This window comes from Mesorhizobium sp. M7A.F.Ca.CA.002.05.1.1, assembly GCF_003998335.1.
Taxonomy (GTDB): domain Bacteria; phylum Pseudomonadota; class Alphaproteobacteria; order Rhizobiales; family Rhizobiaceae; genus Mesorhizobium.
The window spans coordinates 1-11,578 of sequence record NZ_RZQI01000089.1; the positions used below are offsets into that span (position 1 = coordinate 1).

The window sequence follows — 11,578 nt, forward strand, 5'->3', positions numbered from 1 at the left end:
CACGCGGATGGCGTTCGAACAGTTCGACGCCGAGATCGCTTTCGAGCTCCTTGATCGCTTCGGTGACCGACGACTGCGAGATTGACAGGTTCTGCGCGGCGCCCGAAACCGTGCCTTGCTCGGCGACGGCGATGAAGAACTGCAACTGGCGGATGGTGAAAGCCATGGCCGGACTAAACACGGCGGACGCGATGCTGGGAAGTGGCAACCGGCGAACACTTGACGGCTTCGCCAATCGTAACTAACTAAGTTACATGAAACGCAACAGCCGACTGTCCTCGACCTTGCACATTCTCGTCCACATGGCCGAGAAGCCCGAACAGGCGCTGACCTCCGAGCAGCTTGCCACCTTCATCCACACCAATCCGGTTGTGGTCCGCCGCACCATCGCAGGCTTGCGCGATGCCGGCATCGTCACCTCGTCGCGCGGGCACGGTGGCGGCTGGCTGCTCGGGCGGGCGCCCGAGAAAATATCCCTGGCCGAGATCAGCGTCGCCCTTGGCGAGACGCTGCTGCCGTTCAGCACAGAGCCGGAAAGCCCCGGCTGCCTCGTCGAGCAGGCGGTGATCGCCGTCCTCGACGATTTTCGCATCGCCGCCGAAAGGCTGCTGGCGGAGAAGCTGAGCCGCATCACGCTGGCCGACCTGACCGCCGATTTCCGCCGCCGTTTTGATCTCATTGGAGTCTCCAGCCATGCAGTATGATCTTGCCGTCATCGGCGGCAGCTTTGCCGGCCTGTCCGCCGCCATCCAGGTGGCGCGGGCAGGACGCAAAGTGCTGGTGATCGACGCCGGCCAGCCGCGCAACCGCTTTGCCGAGCATTCGCACGGCTTCCTCGGACATGACGGGCGCGCGCCTGGCGCAATCCTGGCTGACGCAAGGCGGCAGCTGCTGGCCTACCCGACAGCCAGGGTTGTCGACGGGCGCGCCGACAAGGCCGTTGCCGCCGGCAGCAGCGATTTCGAAATCACCACCGATGGCGACGAGACATTCGGTGCCGCACGATTGGTGCTGGCCACCGGGGTGCGCGATATCCTGCCGGAGGTTGCCGGGCTTGCCGAGCTCTGGGGCAGGAGCGTGCTGCACTGCCCCTATTGCCACGGCTACGAGGTTTCCGGCGGGCCGCTCGGCGTGCTCGCAACCGGCCCGATGTCCCTGCATCAGGCACAGCTGATCGCCGATTGGGGTGATGTCACACTGTTCGGCAATGGTCTGTTCGAACCCGACACAGATCAGATGCGCGCGTTGGAGAGCCGAAAGGTGCGGTTTGAGCCCACCAGCGTTGCCGAGCTAAGGGAAGACGGCTCCGGCGGGTTGATCGTCCACCTCGACGATAGCCGAAAGGCCGGCGTCAGGGCGATGTTCACCGCGCCGCGCAACATCATGGCCAGCCCGCTGGCCGAACAGCTCGGCTGCGGCTTCACCGAAGGCCTCCTCGGCCCGGTGATATCAGTCGATGACAGGCAGCAGACGACCGTGCCCGGCGTCTACGCCGCCGGCGACGCGGCACGTTCGATGCACAATATTGCCTTTGCGGTATCGGGTGGCACCTTTGCGGGCGTCTGCGCCCACCAGTCGCTTGTGTTCGGCTAGAACCCGGCTTCCTCGCCGGCGATGCTGAGCCGCGCGCCGGCCTGGGCCAGGGCGGCAGCCAGGTCGTGCGGCGGCGAGCGGTCGGTGGCGAGTTCGGAAAAGCTGTCGAAGCCGCAGACCTGGACCAGACCAAGACGGCCGAATTTCGAGTGATCGGTGATGACGAGGGACCGCTGGCCGCGCGACAGCACCATGCGGGCGAACTCGGCCTCATCCAGATCAAAATCCATGACGCCCATCACCGCGTCGACGCCGCCGGTGGAAATGATGGCGTGGCTGACCGAAAAACGACTGACAAAATCAATCGCCGAGGCACCGAAAGCAGCGCCGGAATCGCTGCGCAGCTCGCCGCCCGCCATATAGACCTTGTTGCCGTTGATGGTGGCCAGGGTGCGGGCAATATCCGAGGAATTGGTGACGACCGTCAGGCGCCGGTGGCCGAGCAGTTCACGCGCAAGGAACGAGGTCGTCGTGCCGGTGTCGAGCATGATCGATTCGCCGTCGCGTATGGTGGCGGCGACCATGCGGGCAATGACGCGCTTGGCGTCGGCGTTCTCACGCATACGCCGCTCGAACGGCGCTTCGCCGATCATCGACGGCAGGCCGATGGCGCCATGCATCTTGAGGACAGAGCCATCACCAGTCAGTGGCTTGACGTCGCGGCGCACCGTCTCGAGCGACACGCCCAGCCGGTCGGCCAGACTGGCGATGGTGACGGTGCCCTCTTCCTGCAGGAGCCGCAGGATCTCGCCGTGTCGTTTGGACTGGGCCATCTGGTTTCCCGAACTGATGCTCCTGACCGATTTTAAGGTAATTCAAGTGCTTTTAAAGGAACTACCTTACGCTTTCGGGCAAAATACCCAAAAAAAGTCACACCTTTTTATTGACAAGCGGGCAGCCCTGGCGTGAAATCGAAGACATCAACAGGCTTCAGATCTGCGACTGGGGGCAGTGCCGCAACTCAGCGATCAGGCCGTTTGGAAACGTGCCTGTTCAAGGAATTTTCAGATCCGCGGGGGCGGATGCCGGGCTCAAAAACCTGGCCAAGGGGCTCGTCGGTGCGGTGCGGGATACCGATCCTGGCGTCCCGCACCGACGAGATCATTTACGTTTCTCCCGCCATCGTTGCGCTGTTCACGGCGCCTTGTCGAAGCCCAGCAAACCAGGGATGTTCCGTGACCGCCGAAGATCGCATCCGCGCCCTGCCCTGCTGGACCGGTAGCATCGAGATCGCACCGCTGCCCGGCGGCCTGAGCAACGCGAATTATGTGGTCACGGACGCGGCCGGACGACATGTCGTGCGCTTCGGCAAGGACTATCCGTTCCACCATGTCTTTCGCGAGCGCGAGGTTATGACCGCGCGGGCGGCGCATGCCGCCGGTTTCGCGCCAGCCGTCCGCCATGCCGAACCAGGCATACTGGTGACGGAATTTCTCGGTGCGAAAACCTATCTGGCGGAAGACGTGCGCGCCAATCTCGGCCGGGTCGCGGCCCTGATGCGCGCCTTCCACCGGGAGATGCCCAATCACGTCTCGGGCGCCGGCTTCATGTTCTGGGTGTTCCATGTCATTCGCGACTATGCGCGCACGCTTGAAGAAGGCGGCAGCCGCAAGCGCAGCGACTTGCCGCGCCTTTTGACACTGGCCGACGAACTGGAGCGCGCGCAGAAACTGCTGCCGATCGTCTTTGGCCACAATGACCTGTTGCCGGCCAATATTCTCGACGACGGCAACAGACTATGGCTGATCGACTTCGAATATGCCGGCTTCAACACGGCGATGTTCGACCTCGCAGGCGCCGCCTCCAATGCCGGCATGAGCGACGAGGAATCCTTTGCCTTCCTGACCGCCTACTTCATGAAGGAACCGGACGAGGCGATCCGCCGTTCGCACGCGGCCATGCAATGCGCCTCGCTGCTGCGCGAGGCGATGTGGAGCATGGTCTCCGAGCTCTATCTCGACGCACCGGGCATCGACTACGTCGCCTACACCGAGGAAAACCTCGCCCGGCTCGACGCGGCACTGGAAAACTACCGGACAAAATACGGGATACAGAAATCATGACATTGCCGAGCCAGGCCGCCATCGTCGTCATCGGCGGCGGCATCATCGGCTGTTCGACGGCCTATCATCTGGCGCGCGACCACAAGGCTGACGTGGTGCTGCTGGAGCAGGGCAAGCTGACCTCGGGTTCGACCTGGCATGCCGCCGGCCTTGTCGGGCAATTGCGCTCGTCGGCGTCTATCACCCGCGTGCTGAAATACTCCGTCGACCTCTACAAGGGACTGGAGGCCGAGACCGGTCTCGCCACCGGCTGGAAGATGACCGGTTGCCTCAGGCTCGCCACCAACGCCGACCGCTGGACCGAGTACAAAAGGCTGGCGACGACAGCAAAAAGCTTCGGCATGGACATGCAATTGCTGTCGCCGGACGAGGTGAAAAGGATGTGGCCGCTGCTGGAGACCGGCGATCTCGTCGGCGCCTCCTGGCTGCCGACTGACGGCCAGGCGAGCCCCTCCGACATCACGCAGTCGCTGGCCAAGGGCGCGCGCATGCATGGCGCCAAACTGTTCGAGGATGTTCGCGTCACCGGCTTCGAGATGAAGGACGGCCGCATCGCGGCGGTGAAGACCAGCAGGGGCGACATCGCCTGCGACAAGGTGGTCAACTGCGCCGGCCAATGGGCGCGGCAAGTGGGGGCCATGGCCGGCATCAACGTGCCGCTTCAGCCGGTGAAGCACCAGTACATCATCACCGAGAAGATCGACGGGCTGGCGACCGACGCGCCGACCATCCGCGACCCTGACCGACGCACCTATTTCAAGGAGGAAGTCGGCGGGCTGGTGATGGGCGGCTATGAGCCTAACCCGCAGGCCTGGGCGACTGGTCTCCCCGGCGACGACGTTCCCAATGATTGGGAATTCAGGCTGTTCGACGACGACTACGACCATTTCGAGCAGCACATGAGCCAAGCGATCGCGCGTGTGCCGGCGCTGGAAACCGTCGGCGTCAAGCAGATGATCAACGGGCCGGAGAGTTTTACGCCGGACGGCAATTTCATTCTCGGCACAGCGCCCGAATGCGCCAACATGTTCGTCGGCGCCGGCTTCAACGCCTTCGGCATCGCCTCGGGCGGCGGCGCCGGCTGGGTGCTGGCGCAGTGGGTGGTCGATGGCGAAGCACCGCTCGACCTGTGGGTGGTCGACATCAGGCGCTTTTCCAACCTGCACCGCGACCGGCAGTGGGTCTGCGACCGCACGCTGGAGGCCTATGGCAAACACTATACGATCGGCTTTCCGCATGAAGAGTATGCCAGCGGGAGGCCGCGCATCGTCTCGCCGCTGTACGAGCGGCTGAAACAGCAGCGCGCCGTATTCGGCTCGAAGCTCGGATGGGAGCGGCCGAACTGGTTCGCACCGCTAGGCGTCGAGCCGCAGGACATCTATTCGATGGGCCGGCAGAACTGGTTCGCGGCGGTCGGCGACGAACACCGGCATGTGCGGGATAAGGTCGGCATCTTCGATCAATCGTCTTTCGCCAAATACGAGCTGACCGGGCCAGATGCGTTGAAGGCGCTGGACTGGATCTGCGCCAACGACGTCAGCAAGCCGGTCGGCCGGCTGACCTATACGCAGCTTCTCAACACGCGCGGCGGCATCGAGGCCGATCTGACGGTGGCGCGGCTGGCCGAAGAGAAGTTCTATATCGTCACCGGCACCGGTTTCCGCACGCATGATTCCTCATGGATCAGCGATCATATCGGCGAAGGGCTCGACGCCAGGCTTGTCGACGTCACCGAGGATTTCGGCACGCTGTCGCTGATGGGTCCTCGGGCGCGCGACGTGCTCTCGGTGGCGACCGGAGCCGACGTGTCGAATGCCGGCTTCCCGTTCGGCCATGTGCGCGAGATTGCCATCGCCGGCCACACGGTTCGGGCACTGCGCGTCACCTATGTCGGCGAACTCGGCTGGGAACTGCATGTGCCGATCGCGGCCACCGGCGAAGTCTTCGACGCACTGATGGCGGCAGGCGAGAAGCATGACATCCGACCGGTCGGCTATCGGGCGCTGGAATCGCTAAGGCTGGAAAAAGGCTATCGCGCCTGGGGATCCGACATCACCCCCAACGACACGCCACAGGAAGCCGGGCTCGGTTGGGCGGTCAAGCTGCGCAAGAACACCGATTTCGTTGGACGGCGCGCGCTGGAAAAGACCAGCGGCGCGGCACTGAAGAAACGCTTTGCCGGCTTCACGGTCGAAGACCCCGAGATCGTGCTGCTCGGCCGCGAAACCATCCTGCGCAATGGCGAGCCGGTCGGTTATCTCAGCAGCGGCGGTTACGGCTACACGCTGGGCAGGAACATCGGCTACGGCTATGTGCGCAACGTCGACGGGGTGAGCGACGACTTTCTCGTCTCCGGCGGCTATGAACTGGTGGTTGCGATGGAGAGGACACCGGCCAATATCCACCTCGAGCCGATGTATGATCCGGCAGGCGCCAGGGTCAAAGCGTAGGTCAAATAACGCGCAAAGCGAGGCCGCGGCTTGGCACGGTGTCGGCTTCGCCCGGCATGGAGACGTAAGGACGCGTTTCCTCAACGCGGGTGACGAGGCCTTGCGCCTCGATCTCGCCGACACGCGTGGCAAAGCCGGCATCCCACAGCGTGTTCTTGACCGTCAGCACGATCACGCCGCCCGGGCGGCAGATGCGGATTAGCTCGTCCAGCCCCGCGACGCCGACATGGCCCGAGGTGAAGACGCCGGCCGAGATGATCCCGGCATAGGCATCATCGGCAAAGGGCAGATGACCGCCGAGCGCAAGGCAGTGGAGCGCGGAATAGACGCCCTTGCGGGCCGCCTGATCCAGCATGCCTTGTGAAATATCGAGTGCCTCGACTTGCGGGTAACCAGCAATATCAAGCCATTCGCCGATGAGCCCGATGCCGGGGCCGGCACCGAGCAGCGGTGCTGAACCGCGCGGCAGATGGCGGGCCAGCAACGCAAGGCAGATCGTTGGATGGCGATAGCCGGCGGCCGACATGTCGGCGTCATAGGTTTCCGACCAGCGGTCATAGAGTGCGGCCACCTCTTCGGGCCGCTTTGCCGCGTAGGCCGCGCCGAGCGCGCCCTGATGTTTGCTGTCCGCCACTTTTATCCAGTCCGCCAATTTTTGATCTCGCAGTGATGATAGCCAAAGCGCGAAAATTGTGGAACCGTCGCTGCGACAAATAACAGCGTGGGGGCGCAGGCATGGTGACAGACGAGGCGCGTGCCGCACTGGACGCCATTCCCATGCTGGCCGGCTACAGCGGGCCGCTGGAACGGCTGGGCGGCCTCACCAATCTCGTCTTCAAGGCCGGCGACTTCTGCCTGCGCATTCCCGGCAAGGGCACCGAGGAATACATCAACCGGGCCAACGAAGCGGTGGCCGCGCGCGAAGCTGCAAAGGCAGGGGTCAGTCCCGAGGTGCTGCATGTCGACCCCGGTACCGGGGTGATGGTGACACGCTACATCGCCGGCGCCGAAACGATGTCGCCGGAGAAATTCCGGACACGTCCGGGCAGTCCGGCACGCGCCGGCGAAGCCTTTCGCAAGCTGCACGATTCAGGCGCGGTGTTTCCCTTCCGCTTCGAATTGTTCGCGATGATCGACGATTACCTCAAGGTGCTGTCCACCAAGGAGGTCGCCCTGCCCGCCGGTTATCATGACGTGGTGCGAGACGCCGAGAGCGTCCGCTCGGCGCTGGCCGCCCATCCGCTGCCGATCGTCGCCTGCCACTGCGATCCGCTGTGCGAGAACTTTCTCGATACTGGCGAGCGGATGTGGATCGTCGACTGGGAATATTCGGGCATGAACGATCCGCTCTGGGACCTTGGCGACCTCAGCGTGGAGGGCAAGTTCGACGCCGCCCAGGACGAAGAGATGATACGCGCTTATTTCGGCGGCGAGGCGAGGCCGGCGGAGCGCGGCCGCATCGTCATCTACAAGGCAATGTGCGACCTGTTGTGGACCTTGTGGGGGCTGATCCAGCTCGCCAACAACAACCCGGTCGATGATTTTCGCGCTTATGCGGATGGCCGTTTCGCTCGCTGCAAGGCGTTGATGGAGACGCCGGAGTTTTCGCGGCATCTGGCAGCAATACACCGGGACTGAGCCTGGACTAACTCACGCCCTTCGGCACGTTTTCGGGCGGCACAGTGATCTCGACCACTTTCTGGCGATGGAAGATGAACAGGCCGGCGAGAACAACGATGGCCGAGCCGATCAGGATGCGCGGACCGGGAACGTCGCCGAAGAACACCAGGCCGAACACCACCGCCCACAGCAGCAGTGTGTAGTGCAGCGGCGCCAATGTCGAAGCCGGCGCCAGCTTGAGCGCCCTGGTGATCATCAGGTGGGCGCCGCAGGAGACGATACCGAGCAGCAGCATGGCGCCGAGATCGAGTGCCGACGGCGTCTGCCAGGCGCCGATGGTCAGCACACCGCCGACCAGCAGCGTGCCGATGGTTTGCCATGTCACCAGATTGGTGTCGCTGGTGCCACGCAGGCGGCGGTTGAGGATGATGGCGAAGGCGAAGGAGATGCTGCCTACCAGCGCAAAACCCGATGACAGCGAGAACGCCGCCGAGGACGGTTTCAGCATGATCAAAACGCCGCAGAAGCCGAGCAGGATCGCCATCCAGCGGCGCCAGCCGACCTTTTCGCCAAGCAGGAGGTGCGAGAGTGCCGCAACGTAGATCGGCCCGGCCATGTAGAAACTCATCACATCGGCAAGCGGCAGATAGACCACGGCGGCATAGAATAGCGCGGTGTCGAGCGTGGTCATCACCACCCGCAGCAGCTGCAGCTCCAGGCGTTCCATGCGAAACAGCTTGGCCGGGCCCTGATTGGCGATCATCGGGCCGAGCACGAAGAAGGCGCCGATAGAGCGGATCAGCACCACCTGGCCGACGGAGAAGCTGGCGACCAGCCACTTGCCCATGGCGTCGTTCAGCGCAAACAGGAAGTCGCCGGCCAGCATCAGCAGAATGCCGGCCAGAAGCACATTCCTGATCGTCGAATTCTGCGCCACGGGCTGCGTCATGCCGATCCCGATTCCTCCCTAGTTAGCCGCGTCGTAGACGGAAGCGGCGGCTTTGACGAGGAGAAAACCGGAAATCGGCAAGGCCAGCCTCGGGAATCGGCTGGGTCTGCGCGATTCAGTTCCCTTTTGGCTGCGGCCTGAGAATAATGGGCCGATAGATCACCGGCCTGTCCCAGGGGTCGAAAGCCGGGGTGCGTCTGAGCTCCGCACGCCGCTCCAGATCGATGCGCTGCAGACACTCGGCAAAGGCGTCATTCTTCTTGACGAAGCCGTAGGACCGGCATTTCGCTTCGTCGGCGGCGCGGCGGTCCTCTGCCGTCACCGTCGTGCAGCCGGTGCAAAGCACCGTCAACGCCACCGCCATCACAGTCTTGCGCCACATGGAATCCTCCTCGAATAAAAGTGGAGTCTTTATGTAGACTTATTTCCGGACGGGCGAAGCTCAGACCCTTGATGCAGATGCGGTGTCCTATTGGTCCTGATGCGAATGGTGCCGTCGGTTCACAAGTACCGGCCTTCCGTCGATGGACAGCCTGGTTTCCTGCTTCGTCCGCTCCGCCACCACCTTGCCCCTGGCGATGACGCACAGGCGTTCGGCGCGCAGGCGCAGGGCCTCCACCGGATTGCCGGCATCGAGGACGACCAGGCTGGCGCGCTTGCCGACCGCCAGGCCGAGATGATCGAGGCCCATGATCGCGGCATTGACGTTGGTGACCATGTCGAAGCAGCGCGCCATCTCCGCCGGGCTCGACATCTGAGCGACGTGCAGGCCCATGAAGGCGACATCGAGCATGTCGGCGGTGCCTAGCGAATACCAGGGATCGAGCACGCAATCCTGGCCCCAGCCGACGCGAATGCCGAGCGCCAGCATTTCCTTGACCCGAGTCAGGCCCCGGCGCTTCGGGAAGGTGTCGTGGCGGCCCTGCAGCATGATGTTGATCAGCGGATTGGGAATGACCGAGACGTCGGCCTCGGCGATCAGCGGCAGCAGCTTCGAGACATAGTAATTGTCCATCGAATGCATCGAGGTGAGGTGCGAACCGGCGACCTTGCCCTGCAGACCAAGGCGCTGCGTCTCATACGCAAGCTGTTCGATGTGACGCGACAGCGGATCATCGGTCTCGTCGCAATGCAGGTCGACCATCAGGCCGCGCCTGGCCGCGATCTCGCACAGCTCCGTTACCGAGCGCGTGCCGTCGGCCATGGTGCGCTCGAAATGCGGGATGCCGCCGACAATGTCGACGCCCATGTCGAGCGCGCGAATGGTGTTTTCACGCGCCGATGGAGCGCGATAAAACCCGTCCTGCGGGAAAGCGACCAGTTGCAGGTCGATATAGGGAGCGACCGTCTTCTTGACCTCGAGCAGCGCCTCGACCGCCAGCAGCCTGTCATCGCAGACATCGACATGGGTGCGGATTGCGAGTAGGCCCATCGACACCGCCCAGTCGCAATAGGCCAATGCGCGATCACGCACCGCCTCATGCGTCAAAAGCGGCTTCAACTCGCCCCATAGCGAAATGCCTTCGAGCAGTGTACCCGACGCATTGATGCGCGGAATGCCGTAGGAGAGCGTCGCGTCCATGTGGAAATGCGGATCGACGAAGGGCGGCGAGACCAGGTTGCCGCGGGCGTCGACCTCGGTCCGCGCAGGACCCTGCAGGGTGGGCTCGATCGCCGTGATCGTCTCACCGTTGATGCCGATGTCGGCAACCCTGCCATCAGGCAGTGTGCCGCCGCGAACGATAAGGTCGAAAGCCATCTGTCGTCATCCCGTCAAAAGAATCATCTGATAGTGCCGAGGCTGAAAATCGCATCCCGTCGATGCCGCTTGCAACAGCGGTTTGTCCGCGGCGGCCGCGGATGGTTCCATCCGGCCGCAACTCCCTCTATAAGCCGCCTTCGTTGTCCCGGTTTCAAGGATCCGCCGTTTGTTTCGTTTCTTCCGCTCGACGGAAAACCAGCGCCTCGTTGCGAGGTTGATCCGGGAATCCTTTTATCAGCACAGGTTTGGCTACGGCGCCGCGATCTTGTCGATGCTTGTGGTGGCCGCCACGACCGGCGCCAGCGCCTGGATTCTCAAAGAGATCACCGACGAATTCGTGGTCTTCAAGCGGATTGACCGCGTCAACCTGATTGCGGCGGGGGTCGCCACGATCTTCATTCTCAAGGGTCTCGCCAACTTCATCCAGGCTTATTTCATGAGCCGGGTCGGCAACGCCATCATCGCCGATCGCCAGCGCAAGATCTACGACCGCATCCTGGCGCAAGGCATCGAATTCTACCATTCGACCTCGTCGTCCGACCTGATCACACGCATGACCAACAATGCGCAGGCGGCGCGCAACGTGCTCGACCTCGTTGTCACGTCCTATGTGCGCGACCTGTTGTCGCTGGTTGTCCTGGTAGGAGTCATGGTCTGGCAGCAGCCAGCCTTGTCCATAATCTGCTTCGTCATCGGCCCCTTGGCTATCTACGGGGTCAACCGCATCCTCAAACGTGTTCGCAAGTTCGCCGCGATGGAGTTTCGCTCGGTCGGCCAGATCGTGCAGGTGATGCAGGAAACGGCAATCGGCGTGCGCGTCGTCAAATCCTTCAACCTCGAAGGCGCAATGCGCAACCGCATGTACAAGGCTGTGTCGGACGTCGAGAACCGGGCCAACAACATCGCGACGCTGGAGGCTGCGACAAGCCCGGTGATGGAGACGCTGGCCGGGCTGGCTATTGCCGGGGCCATCTTCGTCAGCGGCTTCCTGGTCTTGCAGGGCGGCCAGATGCCGGGAAACATCATGGCCTTCATCGGAGCGCTCCTGTTTGCCTATGAGCCGGCAAAGCGCCTTGCGCGCGTGCGCATATCGCTGGAAAGCGGTATTGTCGGCGTGCGCATGATGTTCGAGCTCGCCGAC

12 protein-coding genes are annotated in these 11,578 nt (G+C 63.2%); 6 read left to right on the top strand and 6 right to left on the bottom strand.

Annotated elements, in window-relative coordinates; all coding sequences use genetic code 11:
- Positions 1 to 166: helix-turn-helix domain-containing protein (locus EN939_RS07175; RefSeq protein ID WP_164750903.1), on the bottom strand; the 166-nt coding region annotated here is incomplete at its 3' end.
- 88 nt (positions 167 to 254) lie between these two features.
- Here EN939_RS07175 and EN939_RS07180 point away from each other — a divergent pair.
- Positions 255 to 704, top strand: coding sequence for an RrF2 family transcriptional regulator (locus EN939_RS07180; RefSeq protein ID WP_024503367.1), 450 nt, complete (start codon positions 255 to 257; stop codon positions 702 to 704).
- On the top strand, positions 694 to 1,593 hold the full coding sequence (locus EN939_RS07185) for an NAD(P)/FAD-dependent oxidoreductase (RefSeq protein WP_127267467.1): 900 nt from the start codon (positions 694 to 696) through the stop codon (positions 1,591 to 1,593). The genes EN939_RS07180 and EN939_RS07185 overlap by 11 nt, the downstream gene beginning before the upstream one ends.
- Here EN939_RS07185 and EN939_RS07190 read toward each other — a convergent pair.
- The gene (locus EN939_RS07190) at positions 1,590 to 2,366 is read right to left on the bottom strand and encodes a DeoR/GlpR family DNA-binding transcription regulator (RefSeq protein ID WP_027039687.1); all 777 of its coding nucleotides are present in this window, start codon (positions 2,364 to 2,366) and stop codon (positions 1,590 to 1,592) included. The genes EN939_RS07185 and EN939_RS07190 overlap by 4 nt on opposite strands.
- 402 nt (positions 2,367 to 2,768) lie before the next feature.
- Between EN939_RS07190 and EN939_RS07195 the strand changes: the two genes are divergently transcribed.
- Both EN939_RS07195 and EN939_RS07200 read left to right on the top strand, forming a co-directional pair.
- Positions 2,769 to 3,656, top strand: coding sequence for a phosphotransferase family protein (locus EN939_RS07195; protein ID WP_127267468.1), 888 nt, complete (start codon positions 2,769 to 2,771; stop codon positions 3,654 to 3,656).
- Positions 3,653 to 6,106: a GcvT family protein gene (locus EN939_RS07200; RefSeq protein ID WP_127267469.1), complete on the top strand. Its 2,454-nt coding sequence runs from the start codon at positions 3,653 to 3,655 to the stop codon at positions 6,104 to 6,106. Before EN939_RS07195 ends, EN939_RS07200 begins: the two co-directional genes overlap by 4 nt.
- Position 6,107: 1 nt before the next feature.
- Here the strand turns inward: EN939_RS07200 and EN939_RS07205 are convergent, their stop codons facing one another.
- Entirely contained in the window at positions 6,108 to 6,740 is a 633-nt protein-coding gene (locus EN939_RS07205; protein WP_164750904.1) for a class I SAM-dependent DNA methyltransferase, read from the bottom strand.
- Positions 6,741 to 6,841: 101 nt separating this feature from the next.
- On the opposite strand from EN939_RS07205, the gene EN939_RS07210 reads away from it, so the two are divergent.
- The gene (locus tag EN939_RS07210) at positions 6,842 to 7,744 is read left to right on the top strand and encodes a phosphotransferase family protein (RefSeq protein ID WP_127267471.1); all 903 of its coding nucleotides are present in this window, start codon (positions 6,842 to 6,844) and stop codon (positions 7,742 to 7,744) included.
- A gap of 7 nt (positions 7,745 to 7,751) precedes the next feature.
- Here the strand turns inward: EN939_RS07210 and EN939_RS07215 are convergent, their stop codons facing one another.
- The 3 genes from EN939_RS07215 to EN939_RS07225 form a co-directional block, all read right to left on the bottom strand.
- Entirely contained in the window at positions 7,752 to 8,675 is a 924-nt protein-coding gene (locus tag EN939_RS07215) for a DMT family transporter (RefSeq protein ID WP_127267472.1), read from the bottom strand.
- A 115-nt stretch (positions 8,676 to 8,790) separates the two neighbouring features.
- Positions 8,791 to 9,057, bottom strand: coding sequence for a hypothetical protein (locus EN939_RS07220; RefSeq protein ID WP_127267473.1), 267 nt, complete (start codon positions 9,055 to 9,057; stop codon positions 8,791 to 8,793).
- 87 nt (positions 9,058 to 9,144) lie between these two features.
- Positions 9,145 to 10,434, bottom strand: a complete 1,290-nt coding sequence (locus EN939_RS07225; protein WP_127267474.1) for an amidohydrolase family protein — start codon at positions 10,432 to 10,434, stop codon at positions 9,145 to 9,147.
- Between the two features lie 169 nt (positions 10,435 to 10,603).
- On the opposite strand from EN939_RS07225, the gene EN939_RS07230 reads away from it, so the two are divergent.
- Positions 10,604 to 11,578, top strand: a 975-nt coding sequence (locus EN939_RS07230) for an ABC transporter permease (RefSeq protein WP_245473057.1), incomplete at its 3' end; no start/stop codon positions are given.

Excerpts from the sequence above, each read along its gene's own strand:
- EN939_RS07190 (WP_027039687.1), bottom strand. The coding sequence starts at position 2,366 with ATGGCCCAGTCCAAACGACACGGCGAGATCCTGCGGCTCCTGCAGGAA.
- EN939_RS07200 (WP_127267469.1), top strand. The coding sequence starts at position 3,653 with ATGACATTGCCGAGCCAGGCCGCCATCGTCGTCATCGGCGGCGGCATC.
- EN939_RS07210 (WP_127267471.1), top strand. The coding sequence starts at position 6,842 with ATGGTGACAGACGAGGCGCGTGCCGCACTGGACGCCATTCCCATGCTG.
- EN939_RS07215 (WP_127267472.1), bottom strand. The coding sequence starts at position 8,675 with ATGACGCAGCCCGTGGCGCAGAATTCGACGATCAGGAATGTGCTTCTG.
- EN939_RS07180 (WP_024503367.1), top strand. The coding sequence starts at position 255 with ATGAAACGCAACAGCCGACTGTCCTCGACCTTGCACATTCTCGTCCAC.
- EN939_RS07225 (WP_127267474.1), bottom strand. The coding sequence starts at position 10,434 with ATGGCTTTCGACCTTATCGTTCGCGGCGGCACACTGCCTGATGGCAGG.
- EN939_RS07185 (WP_127267467.1), top strand. The coding sequence starts at position 694 with ATGCAGTATGATCTTGCCGTCATCGGCGGCAGCTTTGCCGGCCTGTCC.
- EN939_RS07220 (WP_127267473.1), bottom strand. The coding sequence starts at position 9,057 with ATGTGGCGCAAGACTGTGATGGCGGTGGCGTTGACGGTGCTTTGCACC.